The organism is Bacteroides gallinarum DSM 18171 = JCM 13658 (assembly GCF_000374365.1).
GTDB classification, from domain to species: domain Bacteria; phylum Bacteroidota; class Bacteroidia; order Bacteroidales; family Bacteroidaceae; genus Bacteroides; species Bacteroides gallinarum.
In genome coordinates, this window is sequence record NZ_KB894139.1 from 39,712 (window position 1) to 59,656 (window position 19,945).

The 19,945-nt window shown below is 49.5% G+C and carries 13 protein-coding genes; all 13 read right to left on the minus strand.

From position 1 onward, the window contains the following. Nucleotides 1-35: 35 nt before the first annotated feature. Nucleotides 36-1,493 (minus strand): rod shape-determining protein RodA, encoded by a 1,458-nt coding sequence (gene rodA / locus C233_RS0114040; protein WP_018668209.1) that lies wholly within the window; start codon nt 1,491-1,493, stop codon nt 36-38. Nucleotides 1,494-1,523: 30 nt separating this feature from the next. Further along, entirely contained in the window at nt 1,524-3,389 is a 1,866-nt protein-coding gene (mrdA, locus tag C233_RS0114045) for a penicillin-binding protein 2 (RefSeq protein ID WP_018668210.1), read from the minus strand. A gap of 74 nt (nt 3,390-3,463) precedes the next feature. Then, the gene (gene mreD / locus C233_RS0114050; RefSeq protein ID WP_018668211.1) at nt 3,464-3,964 is read right to left on the minus strand and encodes a rod shape-determining protein MreD; all 501 of its coding nucleotides are present in this window, start codon (nt 3,962-3,964) and stop codon (nt 3,464-3,466) included. Beyond that, nucleotides 3,961-4,803 carry a rod shape-determining protein MreC gene (gene mreC / locus C233_RS0114055; protein ID WP_018668212.1) on the minus strand — a complete coding sequence of 281 codons (843 nt, stop codon included), beginning with the start codon at nt 4,801-4,803 and terminating at the stop codon, nt 3,961-3,963. The genes mreD and mreC overlap by 4 nt, the downstream gene beginning before the upstream one ends. Nucleotides 4,804-4,807: 4 nt before the next feature. Then, a complete protein-coding gene (locus tag C233_RS0114060; RefSeq protein ID WP_025068886.1) occupies nt 4,808-5,830 on the minus strand; it encodes a rod shape-determining protein in 1,023 nt (340 codons plus the stop codon). A gap of 96 nt (nt 5,831-5,926) precedes the next feature. After that, nucleotides 5,927-7,450, minus strand: coding sequence for a bifunctional phosphoribosylaminoimidazolecarboxamide formyltransferase/IMP cyclohydrolase (gene purH, locus C233_RS0114065; RefSeq protein WP_018668214.1), 1,524 nt, complete (start codon nt 7,448-7,450; stop codon nt 5,927-5,929). Nucleotides 7,451-7,671: 221 nt separating this feature from the next. Continuing rightward, complete coding sequence (locus tag C233_RS0114070) at nt 7,672-9,708, minus strand: M13 family metallopeptidase (RefSeq protein WP_025068885.1); 2,037 nt, start codon at nt 9,706-9,708, stop codon at nt 7,672-7,674. Between the two features lie 81 nt (nt 9,709-9,789). Continuing rightward, nucleotides 9,790-11,763 (minus strand): ABC-F family ATP-binding cassette domain-containing protein, encoded by a 1,974-nt coding sequence (locus tag C233_RS0114075; protein WP_018668216.1) that lies wholly within the window; start codon nt 11,761-11,763, stop codon nt 9,790-9,792. A 349-nt stretch (nt 11,764-12,112) separates the two neighbouring features. After that, complete coding sequence (locus C233_RS0114080) at nt 12,113-13,741, minus strand: hypothetical protein (protein ID WP_025068884.1); 1,629 nt, start codon at nt 13,739-13,741, stop codon at nt 12,113-12,115. A gap of 25 nt (nt 13,742-13,766) precedes the next feature. Further along, nucleotides 13,767-14,801 (minus strand): HlyD family secretion protein, encoded by a 1,035-nt coding sequence (locus C233_RS0114085; RefSeq protein WP_018668218.1) that lies wholly within the window; start codon nt 14,799-14,801, stop codon nt 13,767-13,769. Nucleotides 14,802-14,844: 43 nt separating this feature from the next. Next, on the minus strand, nt 14,845-16,164 hold the full coding sequence (locus C233_RS0114090; protein ID WP_018668219.1) for a TolC family protein: 1,320 nt from the start codon (nt 16,162-16,164) through the stop codon (nt 14,845-14,847). 301 nt (nt 16,165-16,465) lie between these two features. After that, nucleotides 16,466-17,377, minus strand: a complete 912-nt coding sequence (locus C233_RS0114095; protein WP_025068883.1) for a nucleotidyltransferase family protein — start codon at nt 17,375-17,377, stop codon at nt 16,466-16,468. Between the two features lie 212 nt (nt 17,378-17,589). Then, nucleotides 17,590-19,944 carry a translocation and assembly module lipoprotein TamL gene (gene tamL / locus C233_RS0114100; RefSeq protein ID WP_018668221.1) on the minus strand — a complete coding sequence of 785 codons (2,355 nt, stop codon included), beginning with the start codon at nt 19,942-19,944 and terminating at the stop codon, nt 17,590-17,592. Between the last annotated feature and the right edge of the window lies 1 nt (nt 19,945).

Below are 19,945 nucleotides of genomic sequence, written 5' to 3' on the forward strand. Positions count from 1 at the left end.
ACATAAACTCCAATCCGTGAACTCTGCAACAAGCATCATACCAACCTTCTGTTTCTTCCCGCATCGATACGCAGGAAAATGAACAGCAAGATTGTAAAACCCCATAAGGAAGACCCGCCATAACTGAAAAATGGTAGCGGGATACCGATTACGGGGGTCAAGCCGAGTACCATTCCGATATTGATAAAAAGGTGGAACAGAAAGATGCTCAACACCGAATACCCGTACACCCTGCCGAATGCCGATTGTTGTCGCTCTGCCAGCACTATCAGGCGAAGTATAAGTACTAAAAACAAGAGTAACACCGTTGCCGAACCGATAAAGCCTTCTTCCTCGCCTACGGTACAGAAAATAAAATCCGTATCCTGCTCGGGCACATACTTGAGCTTGGTCTGCGTACCGTTGAGGAATCCTTTACCGGTCAAACCTCCCGAACCAATGGCAATCTTCGACTGGTTTACATTATACCCTGCCCCAGCCAAATCTTCCTCCATGCCCAACACAACCTTGATGCGAATCTGCTGGTGAGGTTCCAATACCTTGTTGAAGAAATAATCGCTGGAGTAAAGAAACCCTATCGACCCTATGGCGAACAAGGCTATGAGAAGATAGCTCAAATGGCGCTCGCTCAAAGACAGAAAGAATAAATAACATACCACAACTATGCACAGCCCCCATTGTACCCACACCAGGTTAAAAGGTGTAACATATTCCGAAACAAGATAAGCAATGAGCATCACGATGAAAGAGCCGCCGATGATGTTCCGCGCCGGTTCCCATTTCTTCTTATACACCCATACCATGCCGCCGGCAAAAAGCAAAATCATAGACAATACGGCAAACTCTCCGATAGGTGTCGGAGTATCCGCTATAAAAACCTGGTCGAAACGGATTCCCACCACAAAATATACTACGGCGCAAATACCGGAAAAGAGCACCACACCGGGCATACCCTCCCGATAAAGCATCAGGAAGAAAGCCATATAGACCAATGCGGAACCCGTTTCCCGCTGAAGGATAATCAGCATCATCGGTAGCAGGACAAGGAAAGCCAGCATCAGGGCGTTCTTCCAGTTTTTCATGGTAAACGAATAGGTGCTCATATACTTTGCCAATGCCAATGCCGTAGCGAATTTAGCGAATTCGGCCGGCTGCAGGCTGACGGGGCCTAAAATAAGCCATGAACGGGAACCTTTGGTATCGGGTGCTATGAAAATAGTTACGACCAGCAGCAGGATAAGCCCTATATATATAATGTAGGAAAACATATCGTAGAGCGTATCTTCCAGCATCAGCAACACGAAACCCAGTCCGAACGAACAGACAATCCACATGAACTGCTTGCCTGCCCGGGTGGAGAAATCGAAGAAGTCCCGGTCGCCATAATCATAACTCGCCCCGCAAACGCTGAACCAGCCGAATACAATCAGCATCAGGTAGATTACGAGCGTCACCCAATCCAACGACTTCCATATAGTATCTCTTCTTATCATTCTCCGTACTTCTAATGTTCGACTGTCTTATTACCTTTCTTCATCCCCGTACAATATCACACGGTTGCTGAACTCTTCCGCACGTATCTCATTCTCCGGAGACAATTTTCCGTGCAAATACTGGTCCATCATCATGGCGCCGATAGGCACTCCGTACGTTGCACCGAAACCGCCGTTTTCCACATAAACCGCAATGGCAATCTTAGGGTCGTTCATCGGAGCGAATCCCATGAATACCGAATGGTCTTTACCGCGGTTCTGTGCCGTACCGGTTTTGCCGCATGCCTCCACACCCGGCAGAATCGTACCCACCATTCGGCAAGTCGCACTGCCTGTACTTCCGGTAACGGCGGCACGCATGCCCTCCACTACTTCATCATAATACGCGCGGTCTATGGAAGTGACGCGCGGCGTGCGGTAGATACTGTCCAGCTCATTGTCCTGTATCTCCTTCACGATATGCGGAGTAATGAAATATCCCCGGTTGGCAATGGTTGCGCCCAGATTAGCTATCTGTAAGGGAGTAGCCAGGATTTCACCCTGCCCGATAGCGATACTGATAACCGTCAGTCCATTCCAGGAACCGCGGTATGCCTTATCATAAAACTTTGCATTAGGAATCAGACCTCGCTGTTCCCCCGGCAGGTCCGTACCGAGACGATAACCGAATCCCTGCGAAACCATATGGTCTTTCCACACCGTAATGGCATTCTGGGGAGAACCGTACTTTTTATCGCCGAACATGCGGAACAGCCCCCAACAGAAATAAGAGTTGCACGAAGTGGCGATTGCCGGAACCAACGGCAAAGGAGAACCATGTCCGTGGCAACCGACATGCAGGCTGCCGTAATTGAAACCGTGCGCACAAGGAAAAGTCGGGTAATCTTCGTGGATAATTCCTTCTTGCAAGAATGTCAGTGCCTGTGCCGTCTTGAAGGTAGACCCCGGTGGATAGGCTCCCATGATTGCGCGGTTTAGCAAAGGCTTCCGCCTGTCTGTCTGCAATTTCCGGTGATTCTTCCCGCGTTGGCGTCCAATCATCAGATGAGGGTCGAAAGTAGGGGAAGACACCATGCAGAGTATTTCTCCCGTAGCAGGCTCAATAGCTACGATAGCTCCGATTTTATGTTGCAGCAGGCGTTCGCCCAACCGTTGCAAATCAATGTCGATACCTAAGGTCAGATTCTTGCCGGGCACGGAAGGACGGTCGAACTTACCGTCCATATAATGTCCCTGAATACGTCCGTGGGCATCGCGAAGCAGGATTTCCACCCCTTTCTCTCCACGGAGATACTTTTCGTAAGACTTTTCGATACCCTGCTTACCGATATAGTCTCCACGGATATAATAGCTGTCCGCTTCAATATCTTTCTTGGAAACTTCTCCTATATCCCCCAACGCGTGCCCGGCAGCCTCATAGGTATATTGCCTGATTGTACGCCGCTGGATATAGAAACCGGGAAACTTGAACAGCTTTTCCTGAAACACGCCACATTCCTCTGCCGAAAGCTGTGTCATAAATACCTGATGCGTATATTTGGAATAGCCGGGATTCATCCAACGGTTCTTCACATCCTTCATGCGCTTACGGAACTGTTCGAGCGTTATGTTCAGCGCATGGCAGAAATCGAGAGTATCCAGTTGCGTCACCTCACGCGGCACGAATGTTATATCGTATGCCGGCTGGTTGAATACCAGCAACTTGCCGTTACGGTCGTAAATAGCACCGCGCGAAGGATACTGTACCTTATTTAGAAAAGCATTGCTATCTGCATTCTTCTTGTAATCATCCGTCATAATCTGCAAATCGAACAGACGGATTATGTAGACAAGGACGATAACGACAGCCGCCATGCCTATCACATACTTCCGTTTCTCCAGTGTATAATCTTTCATCCGATTGCAAATTATAAATTATTAGATAATGACAGCACACGGATGTGTGCCGTACGCAGCTTGTAATCCGCCTTTTACTTTTTCCTAATCCCCTCCACCGCCATTATACAGGTTACCGTCAGCAATGCGCTCGTACTAATCCTCAACAGCAACGTACCGATATGGGCAAAAGAAAAGAACTCCAGTGTTAGCAGCATCCCATGATGTACCAGGACACTGACTACCAAATATTTCAGGAAAGGGGAAATACCCATTGTGCGGATTGCCGGAACCAGTGCATCCGGCGTATCCCGGGGCACGAACAGGCGTAAGAAAGCAGGACGTAGAAAAGCCAGCAATACGGTAGCCGCCGCATTCATCCCCTGGGTGTCGGAAAAGATATCGACTGCCAACCCGAGAAAGAAAGCCCATAGCATCAAAGCGTTGCGCGGTACGTCCGACTCGAACTTCAGTATCAGATAGATATATAAAAACGGAGTAGCATATCCGGCAATATGCACATTATTCAATATCAGCACCTGCAACAGTACCAAACCGACAAACCACCCTATCTTATGCAAATAATTGATTATCATTTTCCGCCTTCTTTTTCCAGCATATTCTGTTCCTCTTGTCCGTTGCGCGAAATGACACGCACATTGCCCAACTTTCCGAAATCCGTAGCCAACTTTATCTTCAACAGATACGAAAGCCCGTCGTGAGAATCGGACATATCATCGACCGTACCTACCATGACCCCCTCGGGGAATACCGTAGAATAACCGCTGGTCACCACCGTATCGCCCAAGTTAAACTCTGCATGGCGCGGCAAATCTTTCAGATAGGCAAAACGAGAGTCCCCGCCTTCCCATTTCAGATAACCGAAATAATCGCTGCCCACAATCTTACAACTTATGCTCGACTTGCTGTTCAGCAATGGAATAACCAACGAATAATGGGGGGAAGTCTTATATACGATACCTACCACCCCGTTTGCACCTACCACTCCCATTTCCGGGCGGATGCTGTCTGTCGAACCGCAGTCCAATGTAATGTAATTGTCTGCCTTATTCAGACTGTTCTTAATAACATTCGCCTTGAATATACGGTAATCCGCCGGGGCAACATACGCCATACTATATAACTTCACCGAATCCAATCCCTGTTCCCGCAGGCTCTTTTCCAGAAAGGCTACACGTTGTTCCAACCACATGTTCCGGTCGAGCAAATCCTCGTTGACCGACTTCAAATGGAAATAAGAGCCGATACCTCCCGAAATCTCATAAACTTTCCCCGCCACTCCGTTTGCCGAAGTAAAATACACACTCTGCTGATAATGGTTGAAGCGGAATAATAAAACAAAACTGGTAACCTCCAACAAGAGAAAGAGGAACCAGTAATTGTATTTAATGAGAAAGTTCAGTAAATTCCGCATATGCCTATCTCATCAGGAATGAGAAGCGGTCGACGTTTTTCAATGCGATGCCCGTACCTTTGGCAACGGCATGCAAGGGGTCTTCCGCAATGTGGAACGGTATATTAATTTTATCGGTCAGACGCTTATCCAATCCGCGAAGCAAAGCACCACCGCCTGCCAGGTAGATGCCGTTGTGCACGATATCGGCATATAATTCGGGCGGTGTATTCTCCAATGCGCTCAAGATAGCGGTTTCAATCTTGGAGATAGACTTCTCCAGGCAGTGCGCCACTTCCTGATAGCATACGGGCACTTCCATAGGAAGTGCAGTAATACGGTTCGGGCCGTGAACGATATAATCTTCGGGAGCATCCTCGCCCAGCTCGGTCAATGCCGCTCCCACATTAATCTTAATACGTTCCGCCATACGCTCGCTGACCTTCACATTATGCTGGCGACTCATATATTCCTGAATATCGGCAGTCAAATCATCGCCTGCAATGCGGATAGAGTTATTGGCAACGATACCGCCCAACGAGATTACTGCAATTTCGGTGGAGCCGCCGCCTATATCGACAATCATATTTCCCTCCGGCGCTTCCACATCGATGCCGATACCGATAGCGGCAGCCATGGGTTCGAATATCAGGTAAACGTCGCGTCCGCCAGCATGCTCGGCCGAATCGCGTACGGCACGAAGTTCCACCTCCGTACTTCCCGAAGGTACGCCTATCACCATACGAAGCGAAGGAGAGAACAAGCGGTTACGGTTGTTCACCATTTTGATAAGCCCGCGTATCATCTGCTCGCAAGCATAGAAGTCGGCAATCACACCGTCGCGAAGCGGACGGATAGTGCGTATGTTCTCGTGGGTTTTTTCGTGCATCATCTTTGCCTTTTCGCCCACGGCAATCATCTTGTCTGTACGACGGTCCAAAGCCACCACCGAAGGTTCGTCCACTACTATCTTACCGTTCGTGGTAATGATAGTATTGGCAGTGCCGAGGTCCATCGCTATTTCTTGTGTAAAAGAGAATAATCCCATGTATATTTATGATTTATGATTTATGATTTATGGACTATGACTGCTGAACGGCAAGGTTCGTAAGCACTTTCATAAATCCATAAATTATAAATCCAATTAGTGTTTAAAATGGCGGAATCCCGTAATCACCATTGCAATACCGTGTTCATTGCAATAATTGAACGAAAGTTCGTCCTTGATGCTTCCGCCCGGCTGGATTACAGCCGTAACGCCCTCGTTGCCTGCAATCTCCACACAGTCGGGGAAGGGGAAGAAAGCATCGCTTGCCATTACAGCGCCGTTCAGGTCGAAACCGAAGTTCTTGGCTTTTTCGATAGCCTGCTTCAAGGCATCCACACGGCTGGTCTGACCTACGCCGCTTGCCAACAGTTGCTTGCCTTTTACCAATACGATAGCATTGGACTTGCTGTTCTTCACGATTTTGTTTGCGAAAAGCATATCTTCGATTTCCTGTGCGGTCGGAGCCTTAACAGTTACCGTTTTCAAATCTTCGGGCGTTTCTATCTTCAGGTCGCGGTCTTGTACCAGGACACCGTTCAGCAAAGAACGGAACTGCTTCTTGGGCAGAGCAGCCTGCTTACGGACCAGGATAATACGGTTTTTCTTTTGTCCGAGGATTTCCAGCGCATCCACATCGTAATCGGGGGCAATGATAACTTCAAAGAATATCTTGTTGATTTCTTCGGCAGCAGCTTTATCTACCACCGCATTCGTAATGAGCACGCCGCCGAATGCCGATACCGGGTCGCCGGCAAGCGCATCGTTCCAAGCCTCCAACACGGTAGGGCGCGAAGCCAGGCCGCAAGCATTGTTATGTTTCAGGATAGCGAAAGTGGTATCCGTAAATTCATCAATCAAATCAACGGCTGCGTTGATATCAAGCAGGTTGTTGTAAGAGATTTCCTTTCCGTGGATTTGGTCGAACATAGCATCGATATTACCGTAAAAGTAACCTTTCTGATGCGGGTTCTCACCATAACGCAAAGCCTTCTGATTATTGGCAGACTGGCGGAAGGCGGAACCTTCCTCACCGTCGAAATAGTTAAAGATAGCCGAATCATAATGAGAAGATACGGCAAAGGCTTCTTTGGCAAACCAACGACGCTCTTCGAGCGAGGTAACGGCACCGTGCTCCATCAGCATGGAGCGAAGCGGCTGGTACTGGGCTTGCGAAGCAACAATCACCACATCGTTATAGTTCTTGGCAGCGGCACGAATCAGGGAGATACCGCCTATATCTATTTTCTCGATGATAGCCGGTTCATCGGCACCGCTGGCAACAGTTGCCTCGAACGGGTACAAATCGACGATAACGAGGTCTATTTCGGGAATTTCATATTTTTCGATTTGTTGCATGTCTTGTTCCAATCCGCGGCGGCACAGAATACCTCCGAATATCTTCGGATGCAAAGTCTTTACACGTCCGCCCAAAATGGAAGGGTATGTGGTAAGGTCTTCCACTGCTTTGCAGGGATAACCCAAAGATTCGATAAATTGACGGGTTCCACCGGTAGACAGGAACTCTACACCTTCTTCATGCAGTTTGGTAATGATTTCGTCCAAACCTTCTTTATGGTAAACGGATACCAGAGCTGTTTTGATTCTTTTAGTTTCAGACATGGATTTGCGTATTAAAATAATGCGTACATTTTACTATTCGATGCGCAAAGTTACGAATTTTGTTTATTCACACATACATTCATACACAATAAATTAGGTATAATTAAAAAAGGGACTTATTATCGATTCCGCAGCTCCCGTGCGGCAACATAAAAAAATCCCGCTGAAAAGGTGTCCATACCTCTCCAACGGGAACGGTTTCTTTTATAATAACAACCCTGTTACCAGATAGAAACCCGCTTTTCTACGGGTACGAACATCGGGTCTTTTTCGGTAATACCGAAAGCGTCGTACCAAGCGCCTATCTGCGGCAGAGCACCGTCTACGCGCCATTTACCCAATGCGTGGACATCGCTCTTGGTGCGGTTCAGCACTTCTTCGGGACGGATATTGTTTCCCCACACACCCGCATAAGCCAGGAAGAAACGCTGTTCGGGAGTGAAGCCGTCCTTTACAGGCAACGGATTGGCAGCCGTAGCCTTCTTGAACGCCTGGAAGGAAACCTGCAGACCTCCGTGGTCAGCGATATTTTCGCCCAACGTCATACGACCGTTACCATACACGCCCGGAGCCACCTCGATGCTGTCGAACACGTTCACCATAACCTGGGCACGTTCGTCGAAACGTTTGGAATCTTCGGCAGTCCACCAGTCTTTCAAGTTACCGTCCTTATCGTACTGGCGGCCCTGGTCGTCGAATCCATGAGTCATTTCATGGCCGATTACCACACCGATAGCGCCGTAATTGAAAGCATCGTCCGCATTCATGTCGAAGAACGGGTATTGCAAGATACCGGCAGGGAAACAGATTTCATTCGTCGTCGGGTTATAATAAGCATTCACCGTCTGCGGTGTCATCAGCCACTCGTCCTTATCCACCGGTTTACCAGCTTTGGCTACCATTTCCGCATGGCTCCATTCGTTGGCACGCTCCATGTTCGCCCAGTACGAATCGTCTTTGATTTCCAGCGTAGAATAATCTTTCCACTTGTCGGGATAGCCGATTTTTACATGGAAAGTAGCCAGTTTTTCCAAAGCTTTCACCTTTGTAGAATCACCCATCCAAGCAAGGTTCTTAATGCGTTCGGCCAGGCTTTCCTGCAAGTTCTTCACCAAGGTCACCATGCGTTCCTTAGCGGCAGCAGGGAAATATTTCTCCACATACATCTGGCCGACAGCTTCGCCCAAAGCAGAACTTACAGTACCGACCGCCCTCTTCCAGCGAGGCTGCATCTCCTGCGTACCGCTCATCGTACGCTCATAGAAATCGAAGTTCTGCTCGGCCATGGCATCATTCAAGGTACTTGCAGCAGCATCAATCAGTTTCCATTGTAAATAGAGCCCCTGCTGTTCGACAGGCAAGGTATCCAGAATTCCAGCGGCAGCTTTCAGCGAAGCAGGCTGACCTACGATAATCTCTTTTACATCCTTCAGGTCCAAAGCAGACAGATAAGCCTCCCAGCCGAAAGTCGGATAATTCTTTTTCAGTTCCTCCAGGCTCATCTTATTGTAGTTGGCATGCGGGTCGCGCAACTCGGTACGCGAACGGAAAGCCTTGGCAAGACGTGTTTCCACATCCATTACTACCTCCATACCCTTCTTGGCCGTAGCCTCATCGAAGCCTGCCAGCCGGTACATTTTCTGTACATGCGTGCGGAAAGCGTCGCGGATTTTAGCAGTGGCCTCATCATTCTCCAGATAGTATTCGCGTTCGCCCATGCTCAGGCCTGCCTGATAAGACTGCACGGCGTTCATACTGCTGTTCATCTCATCGGCACCTACATACAGGATGTTGTAAGCAACGATACCCTTCTTCTGCATCTCGCCCAGCAATGCATAAAGTTCTTTCTTATCTTTCAAGGCAGCCAACCGGTCGAGTTCGGCCTTTATAGGAGCCACACCGTCCTTATTCAACTTCACACTGTCCATTACCACCTTGTACAAGTCGCCTACTTTCTGTGCCACACTGCCGGCTTCATGCTGAGTGGCAGCCAGTTCTTCGATAAGTCCCTGAATCTGTTTACGGTTATTTTCTGCAAGAATGGTAAAAGAGCCGTACTGTGAGTATTCGGCGGGAATCGGGTTGTTCTTCATCCAACCGCCGCAGGCGTATTGGTAAAAGTCTGTTCCGGGCAAAGCCGTCGTGTCGAGGTTGGCAAGCTGAATGCCGGCTGTAAGCTCGGTTTGCTTCTTGCCTGTGCTGCAAGCCCCTGCCATTAGACAGAAAGCCGCAATGGGTAAAAAATGAAATACTTTCATACTTATAAAATAAATGTTATAAAATTATAGCGTGGTAGCGGGATACGGGGAAAGGAGTTTCCTTGCCGCCCTATCGTTTTATCACCCTTTTCTCATCTCTTCCAATTCCGCCGAAACCGCATCCCATTCTTCCATTGCACAGTCCAACTGTGCTTTCAACTTCTGATGCTGTTCGTAAAGTGCCATATCCGAAGCGCCTTCCGGAGTAGCCATTTTGGCCTCAAGGATAGCGATAGCCGCTTCGGTCTGTTCTATCTCCGTCTCATAATCCGTCACACGGCGCTCCAGCTTCTTGAGTTTTTTATTGAACTCCTTTTGTTCCTCATAAGAAAGTTTCGCAGCAGAAGGCTGTACCACTGCTGCCCCGGCATTGTTTCCGGTAACCGTTTTTCCGGTAACCGGCGAGGAAGACAACGAAGGAGCTTTTTGTAAGTCATTCAGGTTCTCTATCTGTTTCTTCTGCAAAAAGTCGTAGATACCCCCGAGATGCTCTTTTACCAATCCCCCCCCGAACTCATATACCTTAGTCGCAAGACCATCCAAAAAGTCACGGTCGTGGCTGACAATTATCACCGTGCCGTCAAAATCGCGGACAGCCTCCTTCAATACATCCTTCGAACGCATATCGAGATGATTCGTCGGTTCGTCAAGAATCAGGAAGTTCACCGGTTCCAGCAGGAGTTTAATCATGGCGAGGCGGGTACGCTCTCCGCCGGAAAGCACCTTCACTTTCTTCTCCGAAGCCTCTCCGCCGAACATAAACGCCCCCAGGATATCACGTATTTTCAGTCGGATATCTCCCACCGCCACACGGTCGATAGTATCGAAGACGGTCAGGTTCTCGTCCAATAACTGTGCCTGATTCTGTGCAAAGTAACCGATTTGCACGTTGTGCCCCAAAGTCAGTTTCCCGGTGTAGTCCGTAATCTCGTCCATGATACACTTTACGAGCGTGGATTTGCCTTCACCGTTCTTACCGACAAAAGCCACCTTCTCGCCGCGGTTAATCGTAAGGTTGACATCGTGGAAAACGACATACCCGCCATAGGCCTTGGCAACATCTTCACAAATAACGGGATAATTACCGCTACGACTGCTGCAAACGAACTTCAGCCGCAAAGAAGAATTATCTTCCTCATCGACTTCGATGCGTTCTATCTTCTCGAGCTGTTTGATGCGGCTCTGTACCTGCACGGCTTTGGTTGCCTTGTAACGGAAACGTTCGATGAACTCCTCCGTATCCTGTATCTGCTTCTGCTGGTTTTCGTAAGCGCGAAGCTGCTGTTCGCGACGCTCCTTGCGCAGCACCACGAACTCGTCGTACTTCACTTTATAGTCATAAATACGTCCGCAGGTTATTTCAATGGTACGGGTGGTGACGTTATTCAGGAATGCACGGTCGTGACTGACAAGCACCACCGCATTGGCACGCGTAGAGAGGAAATTCTCCAGCCACTGGATACTCTCTATGTCGAGGTGGTTCGTAGGCTCGTCCAGTAACAACACGTCCGGACGGCGCAACAGCAGTTTGGCAAGTTCGATGCGCATACGCCACCCTCCGGAAAACTCGCTCGTGGCACGGTCGAAATCTTCCCGGCTAAAACCCAGCCCCTGGAGGGTACGTTCTATCTCGGCGCGGTAATTCGTACCGCCCATCATCAGGAAGCGTTCGTTCTCGTGAGTGAAACGGTCGATTAATTTCCGATAATCCTCGCTGTCATAATCGGTACGCTCGGCAAGCTGCCGGTTCATACGCTCGATGTCGGCTTGCATCTCGAAGATGTGTTCGAAAGCGAGTTCGGCTTCCTGCATCACGGTACGCTCATCGCTAAGTATCATCACCTGGGGCAAATACCCGATAGTACATCCGCGCGGAACGGCGACAACACCGGCAGTAGGTTGCTGGAGACCGGCAAGTATCTTAAGCATGGTGGACTTGCCGGCACCATTCTTGCCGACAAGCGCTATACGGTCTTTCTTGTTGATAACATAAGAGACGTCTTCGAACAGAGGGGTAGCGTTGAATTCTACCTTCAGTCCTTCTACAGATATCATAGTGTCAATGAATTAATCGTTCAAGACTGCAAAGGTAGCGATATTATTTTTATTCTCACACAGTCTGTGCCCCAAAGCATATATATTTCCGCAGCACCGACCTGTCGAGAAAAGCGTAAAAGTATCGCAGACTTCAAAGTAAAAAAGCAATATATCCTTACAGGAGCAAAACAGTGTGCATTCAACTGAGAATGAACCCCATTCAGTCCGGAACCGAATAGGGTTCAATCATACACTGATGTCTCTTTTCATTTACGAACATAAGTTTCCCGTTACTTTATTGCAATGAATTACCAAACCATTATCCTCCCTAAAACACGGATATCCATTAAATGCAGATAACTTATACTCATTCCGGCGTATTCCCGCCGGAAGTCTCTGCCGGCTTATGCCGTGTCCGCCAGAAGGAATTCATCACTTCGCGCCCCACCGCCTTCCAGCCCGGCATCTGCTTCAACCGGCGGCGTACCGGCATGTCATAGAGTAGGAACAGCAGAAGCAGTAATATGCAGGCATAAAGCACCCAGCCGTAAATCTGCTTAATACTAACCTCCATTATCTGCGAAACGAACCCCTCCATGTAACGACCGACGTCGAAAGGAGCACGACTGAAAGCAACCCGGTCGATAGCACTGCCGTAACGTGCCATGTTATCGGGTACGTAGTAGGCAAGCCCGCGGGTATAGAGGGCAGCCCCCAATACGCCGCCCACCACCATATGTAGCATGTTGAATACGCTCAGAGCCTGAAAGAAATGCTGGAGCGTCATGATTTCTTCCAGGCAGACCATGAACGTGGCACTAAGCACGGCGTATGCAAAGCCGCGGCATACGGTAGGCAGATAGAGTTGCGACAGGTGGATGCCGGCGGAAAGCGTAAAGTAATACCCCGCCAAATAACACACCAGTCCCATAACCCCCACAATGAGCAGACGCAAGTAATTGAAGCGTTTGACGTGCATCCACCAATAAGCAAACAGGCAGCCGCACAAAATACCGGCTAAGGCAAACCAGTCGAGTTGTACGCTCACCGGCTCCTCATAGTGCATCACCTCCTCATAAAAGACCTCCTCCAATACATGTTCTGTGGCAAGGATAGCCTCCACCAGCGTAATCAAGAGCAATAACGGTAATAAATGACGGTACGTCCACATCTTCGGTTCGAGGAAAGGATGGCGGATAGTAAGCATACGCCAGATGCAGAACCCCAGCGTGGCAATAGCGAACAACGTAAGATGCCGGATAACGGGGCTGTTCCACCAGTCGTACCAGTCACCGTAATCGAAAAGGTATGCCACTTGCAACAGCAATGCCGCCCAAAGCAATGCCCCCAGCCAATCTATACCGAACAGAGGGAATTTCTTCATAAAGCGAAAATGCCGCACGCAGATAATCAGCACCAGCAAATCCACCGCCATAAGCGAAGCGATAACGAGGTGCATATACGTCCAATGGTAGTGGTACATGAGGTACGTCATCATCAGGTCACTGAGCTGCATGCTGCCCAGTATAACGATATGCAACATAGGAAAAAAGACGGTGAAATCGCGTTTGGGCGTCATCCACAGTTGTATATTGGACATACATTCGAAGGTCCCCTGTATCTTGCACATTCCCTCTACAAAACACACCGCCCAAAGCAGCGGCAGGAATCGTATGTGGGGTACGAGCAGGTTACACAACAGCACCCCCAGCGCCGCTCCCGTCAGCAGCGTCTTGTTGGTGAAGCGGAATTTCATGCGGAACAACAGCGGAAAGTAAATAGCCATACCCGCCAGATTGGCGTAAAGACACATCTGGAGGTCTTCGCGCATCAGCGACGTGCCGCCTGTCATCTGGTTCAACGCCCCCAAGTAAAGCCCGCCCGAAAGCTGGAAAGTAAAGGCGAAAAATACATAAATCCACGGCTGTATCCTGCGGGGTACGAACTCCCGGAACATCGGCATGGTGAAAGGACTGTTAGGTATCGGTGCTCCCATTTTGGTTGACAGTTAGGTTTCGAGGTCAATATTTTACTTCACATTCCAAGTTGAAACCGGCACGCAGGCGTTGCAAGTCTTCCGGACGGTTACCTTTCAGACTGATGCGGACGGGAATACGCTGTTCCACTTTGACGAAATTTCCCGTGGCATTATCCTGGGGAATCATGGAAAATGCCGCACCCGTAGCATCGGAAATAGATTCCACCGTACCTCGGTAGACGACATCCGGCACGGCATCGGCGGTTATTTCTACGGCAGCACCCTCCGTAATATGAGGGAGCTGCGTTTCACGATAATTGGCTATTACCCAAAGGTCGCTACCGTCCACTATGTCTACCAGCGTCTGACCGGGCTGCACCAACTGCCCCTCATGGATATCCTTGCGCCCGGTCACACCGTCGCACGTGGCAACGATGACCGTGTAGGAAAGATTGAGCCGTGCCAATGCCACGGCCGCCTCAGCCAGACGTACCCCAGCCTCGTTCTGGCTCAGGCGATGCGTCTGCTCGCTCTTTACCAGCGTAGTGGAATGCCTGGCACGCAACACTTGTTCATAACGTGCCTTGGCAGCATCGTAGGTTGTACGCACATTGTCGTATTGCTGCCGGGTAACGGCATCTTCTTCCAGCAGTTTTTCATAGCGTGCCAGTTCACGGCGGGCATTCTCCATTTGCACACGTACTTCCTCGATGCCGGCATCGCTCACGCTCAGGTTATTCTGTGTGGCGGCAATACCTGCCGTAGTAGCTTTCTGTCCGGCAAGTGCATTGGCAAGGTCTGCTTCCGCCTGTGCCAGCCGTAAGCGGAACTCGGTATCTTCGATAAGCAACAGTGTATCGCCTTTATGCACCGGCTGGTACTCCTCAAAACAAATCCGCTTGACGAAACCCTGTACGCGGGTGTTCACCGGAGTGATATGCTGCCTTACCTGCGCATTGTCGGTATATTCCACACGCCCCAAGTGAATGAAACGGGAGCATACATAAGCCAGCCCTCCTAAAAGGAAACAGATGATAAGGGCGTTGTATATCAGTTTCTGTACTTTTCTTGTAATCATGATTCAGTCGATAATAGTCGGTAAATGATAGTTATTGATAATCTCAAAGGGAATGGGTGAGGTATTTCATCTTATAATAATTGTACACCACGTTGATGCGCGCGTTCACCAGCCCGAGGTCGGCACTGAGCTTCATATTGCTGGCATCCAGCATATCGGTCAGCAGGGCAAGCTCGTTTTTGTAACGGTTACTGGTAACGTTATAGTTCTCGTCGGCAAGTTCCACGCTCTTTTCTTGCGTACGCAGGTCGGTAAAGGAGGTCAGGAAATCTACATAGCCCGCCTGCACAGCATTCTCCACCTGTTCCTGCGCCAGTTCATACTCCTCCCGGGCACGACGGACATTGAGACGCGCCTGTTTCAGTTTCCTATTGTTCTTGAAAAGGGAAGAAAGGCTGTACTTCACCCCTACCCCCACATACCAATAGTTGAAGTTATTGTCGAGCACCGGCACTTCAATGGTTATAGGACCGTCCAGATGCTCGGCAGCCACAAGTGCCACTTTGGGCAGCCGCTCACTGCGCTCCAGCTTTACGTGTTGCTCGCTCATGCGTACGGCAAGCTCCGCCTGCCGCAAGCCCACATTGCCCTGGGCAGCCATTTGTTGCCAGTCCTGCTCGGCCAGGGTACGGACATCGGCATCCAGTAAGGCGGTGTCAGGTACGATTTTCGTACCGGCAGGCAGGTGCAGGGTGGTTACCAGCCGGTGGTTCATAATCTTACGGGCATCTTGTACCTGCGCCAGTTGCAACTTCAGGGTTTCCTGCTGGAGCTCGTAGCGGGTGATGTCATTCTTCAGCGCAGTACCTTGGGCACGACGGGCTTCCATATTGCGGATTACCTGTCCGGTAAGGTAGAGATTCTTTTGCAAAACCCTGACCTGGTTATCCAGTTTGTAAAGGTTCAGGTAATAACCCGCCAGCAGAAAGCGGATTTCCTGGCGGTTTTTCTGCCAGTCCAACCCCGCCATTTGTTGTTCCAGCTCCGCCAAAGCGATACCGCTGTTGATTGCACCTCCGGCATAAATAATCTGTTGTGCCTCCAGAGCGAAATTATTGCCGAAGTGCGGCATGGGGATATTCATGCCGTTACTGAAATCACGGTCCCACAAACGGCCGTCGCCCAGGTAACTGAACGACAAAGAAACATCAACATCGGGTAGGCGCCGGGCCTTGGCGGCTTTCAGGGCTTGGTCGGCAGCCTCTTTCCCGGTGTCGTAGGTTTGTATACTCTTGCTGTTCGCATCGGCCAGGCGGAACATCTCCTCGATGCCCAACACACGTTCCATTGGCTGCTGGGCATACACGCACCGGCCGCACAGCACTGCAAAGCACAGTGCCATGAGCCACTTTTTGTTACTCATAAAAATGTATTTGTTATTAAGAAATAATAGAATCTACTCTCGGGAACGGATTATGCCGAATCAAATCTGTGCCGCTGCACCCCAGGCATGGAAATCGTGTATCTTGTTTCGATAACGAATGGCGATTTGATAAAAACGAATTTTCATATAGAGTATTCTTTTTCCGGATTTGTGTTGCAAAGGTAAGTTTTTTAACAGGTAAGTTGTAACCCTATATAGACGGAAGTATAACATTATTTAACAGGAGAGCCCCACAAGTTCCTGTCGGACTTGCGGGGCTCTTTATCTATAAAACCGGTTTTCAGAATAGCTTTGCAGGATATTCGCCCGCATCCACCAATGCTTTAATCTTATCGACTACGCTCTGGCGGTCTTCCGGATAAGTCACGCCGAACCATTTACTGTTCGTATCGAGTACCTCGACCGTAGCAGTGCCGTCATTAATCAGTTTATCCACCATTAAAGGAATGAAGAATTCGCTTTTTAAGTTCTCCATGTTCTTCGGGTCGCTAAGGAATGTCTTGAAGAACTCCTGGCTGTATGCGAAGTAATCGGGAGTAAAACCCCAGAAGTTCATGCTGACCGGAGTGGTATCAGGAGTGGCAGTCCACTCGCCGTTATCGTCGATATACTTCACTTCGCCGTCCATGCGCTGAATCTTGGTACGCTCTACGACGGAAGTCAGCAGATGTTTTGCATCTGTGCTGCAAAGGCCACGGGATACCGTACCACTTTCGCTCAACGTATTTCCGATACGGAAACCTACCATTGAGTATACATTCTTAGAACCCTCGGGAAGCGCCGACAAAAACTCGCCCATTACCTGGAAAGAGTCACGGCCGTAGAAGTCGTCGCAATTGATAACGGCAAACGGTTCCTTTATCACATCGGCCCCCATCATTACGGCATGGTTAGTACCCCAGGGCTTGGTACGTTCTGCCGGGCAGGTAAATCCTTCGGGAAGCGCATCCAGCTCCTGAAACACCAGTTCGCACGGGATATGCCCTTCATATTTGGAAATGATTTTATCGCGGAAGTCTTGTTCGAAGTCTTTGCGGATAACGAAAACGAGCTTGCCGAATCCGGCATTGATAGCATCGTAAATAGAATAATCCATAATAGTTTCGCCATTGGGACCAAGTCCGTCCAATTGTTTCAAGCCGCCATACCGGCTACCCATACCGGCTGCCAATAAGAATAAAGTTGGTTTCATAATTAGTTATTGTTTAAAAAGGTTAGTGTATCATGGTCGATAACAGACGCAAAAGTACAAAAATTTATATCAGAAAGAGGGTAATTTTAGTCCATTCTTTACAAGAATCGTACAAAACTTTACCCGCCCCGGCCGGTACTTTGCTATTCCGGTCCGTTTCCGGAAGGGGTAAATATTCTTCATTTCCGCCACTCTAAGATTCGCCGCTTCACTTAGAACGGATAGCCGATAGCGAAATGCAGCGCCAGGCTGTCCTTGAACTTGGGGATATTGTAGTATCCCGACTTACCGGTATCGTACGGGTCATGCAGGCCGACCCCGCAATCCAGGCGGAAAACAAGAAAGTCCATATCATAACGCAGGCCTGCCCCCGTGCCCAATGCCACCTGCTTGGCAAAGTTTTTCAACGTAAACTCACCGCCGGGACGGGAATCGTCCCTACGCATCAGCCATACGTTGCCGGCATCCAGGAATACCGCCCCGTGCAAATCGCCGATAATGCGGAAACGGTATTCCACATTAGCCTCCATGCGTATGTCGCCCACATGGTTAATGAAAGAATACTTGCTCTCCTTATCCGGGGCATAACCGCCGGGACCTATGCTACGGGCAGAAAAGGCACGCACGCTATTGGCGCCGCCGATATAAAACTGCTCGGTATAAGGAGCCGACAGTGCATTTCCGTACGACCATATCACCCCGCCAGCAATACGCGAAGCAATCATCTGATTCTTATTTATCTTATAATGATAACGGAACTCGCTGTTCACCTTCAGGAACTGTGCAAAAGGCACGCCCAGCAGCTTCTTGTCCTGCTCGCCGAAAGGCCTCCCGAAAATACGGTAAATGCACGAGGTAAGGTTACCCGCCGAGCTTACCGTTGTCTGCCACCAGATAGGATTGCGCACACGCGGCAAGGAAGCGTTGTCGTACGTGTACATATACTCCATGACAGGGATAAACTGGTCGCGCAGACTGACATAGAGAGCAGGATTCTCCGCCTGTAACTCCTTGAAAGCCTCCGTAGGGTTACGGAGCACGTTAAACGTCAGCTTGAACGGTGTGAAACTGTGCTTGCCCGTAGGCTTCGGCTGGAAGTCATAAGTAGCGTTTCCGCCGAATGCCAGCAGCTTGTAATACTTAGCACGGTTCAACTGGTCGATGTACAGTTTAAAAGTAGTAGTTGCCGGGAAGTCGTACTCCCTGTCTCCGAAACGGGGAAAGACCACGCGCGGAAACATAAGCGAGGTAGACAATCCCACCTCATAACTGTTCATCAACGAAGAACGGTCTTTGCCAGTCTGCCACTCGTAGGAACCATCCAACTTGACATTCCAGGCCTCACCGCCGCCGAACACGTTATTTTTCGTCACCGTAAACGAAGCTCCGGGGCCGGTCTGGTTATTACTTTTCATCTTCACATTGAAATCCAACTCGGCATCGTAAGGCTTGTCGAGGGCGGCATGGATGTTTACATCCAGCGTATCACATACAAACGTCGTATCACGCGGAGTATAGCGCATTTCGAGATAGCGGAATATACCCACATTATTCAAACGCTCCTGTACACGGGTCTGGCGGTAAAGGCTGTAAAGGCTCTGCATGGAACGCCTGCGGGAGATACCCGTGCTGTCCTGTACCTGGCGCTTCTGGCGATATGCCTGGTAGTTCAGCCACCTGTAAATCATATTGGGACGTACCCGTAACTTGTCGTGATAATAAATGCGTAAGTCCTTATAGTCCAGGCTGTCATTGGGCGCCTGCCCTTGCTTCCCATACAAATAGAACGACTTGCGGCCTACATAAAAAGGTTTTTCGGCGACAGAGGGCATGCCGGGAGCAGGAACCATGCGCATAACGACATGCGCGCCGGGCACTAACGTCGTATCCGCCTGGTAAGTAAGATAATCGGGACGGAAATAATAACAACCCACATTGCGCAGCAAAGAGCTGATACGGGTACGCTCCCCGTCGAGGTCGGTTACATTGAACTGTTCTCCCGGCCTGATGAGCGAACGGCGGCGGCTCAAGTTCATGATGCGTAAAGTCCGCTCGCTGAAACCGTGATAGTAAACCGTATCGATAAAGTAAGGATTGCCCATATCCACCGTGTACTGCAACTTCGCTTTCAACGAATCCTTGGGATTTATGAATGTTTCGTAGTCCACCGTGCCGTTGAAATAACCGTAATCGCGCAGCAAATTGGTAGCGGCCTTCTGCCGGATATCGGGATTGACGGACGACATCAGCACCGGCTTCGCCGCGAAGCGGTTAAATATCCACCTGCCGAAACCCTTCTCATACTTCACAAACCCATTGTATATCCATAACCCCATGGGAAAAGGAATACGGAGCCTGGAACTGCCCAACAAGGAATTGTTCGGCGCAGTGGCGAGCGCAGCATCGACCTCCTCCATAGCCACCTCGCCTACCGGAGTCGTGCTGAGGTTCTTGACAATCATCGGCTTCTGTCCCGTGTACAGGATTTCACCCTCAGGCAAATGCTTAGTCGTGGAACATCCTGCCAGAAACAGTACACCTGCTATATATAATATCAGTCGTTTCATA

Excerpts from the sequence above, each read along its gene's own strand:
- C233_RS0114075 (WP_018668216.1), bottom strand. The coding sequence starts at position 11,763 with ATGATATCTGTAGAAGGACTGAAGGTAGAATTCAACGCTACCCCTCTG.
- mreD (WP_018668211.1), bottom strand. The coding sequence starts at position 3,964 with ATGATAATCAATTATTTGCATAAGATAGGGTGGTTTGTCGGTTTGGTA.
- C233_RS0114070 (WP_025068885.1), bottom strand. The coding sequence starts at position 9,708 with ATGAAAGTATTTCATTTTTTACCCATTGCGGCTTTCTGTCTAATGGCA.
- mreC (WP_018668212.1), bottom strand. The coding sequence starts at position 4,803 with ATGCGGAATTTACTGAACTTTCTCATTAAATACAATTACTGGTTCCTC.
- C233_RS0114085 (WP_018668218.1), bottom strand. The coding sequence starts at position 14,801 with ATGATTACAAGAAAAGTACAGAAACTGATATACAACGCCCTTATCATC.
- mrdA (WP_018668210.1), bottom strand. The coding sequence starts at position 3,389 with ATGAAAGATTATACACTGGAGAAACGGAAGTATGTGATAGGCATGGCG.
- rodA (WP_018668209.1), bottom strand. The coding sequence starts at position 1,493 with ATGATAAGAAGAGATACTATATGGAAGTCGTTGGATTGGGTGACGCTC.
- C233_RS0114095 (WP_025068883.1), bottom strand. The coding sequence starts at position 17,377 with ATGAAACCAACTTTATTCTTATTGGCAGCCGGTATGGGTAGCCGGTAT.
- purH (WP_018668214.1), bottom strand. The coding sequence starts at position 7,450 with ATGTCTGAAACTAAAAGAATCAAAACAGCTCTGGTATCCGTTTACCAT.
- tamL (WP_018668221.1), bottom strand. The coding sequence starts at position 19,944 with ATGAAACGACTGATATTATATATAGCAGGTGTACTGTTTCTGGCAGGA.
- C233_RS0114090 (WP_018668219.1), bottom strand. The coding sequence starts at position 16,164 with ATGAGTAACAAAAAGTGGCTCATGGCACTGTGCTTTGCAGTGCTGTGC.
- C233_RS0114060 (WP_025068886.1), bottom strand. The coding sequence starts at position 5,830 with ATGGGATTATTCTCTTTTACACAAGAAATAGCGATGGACCTCGGCACT.
- C233_RS0114080 (WP_025068884.1), bottom strand. The coding sequence starts at position 13,741 with ATGGGAGCACCGATACCTAACAGTCCTTTCACCATGCCGATGTTCCGG.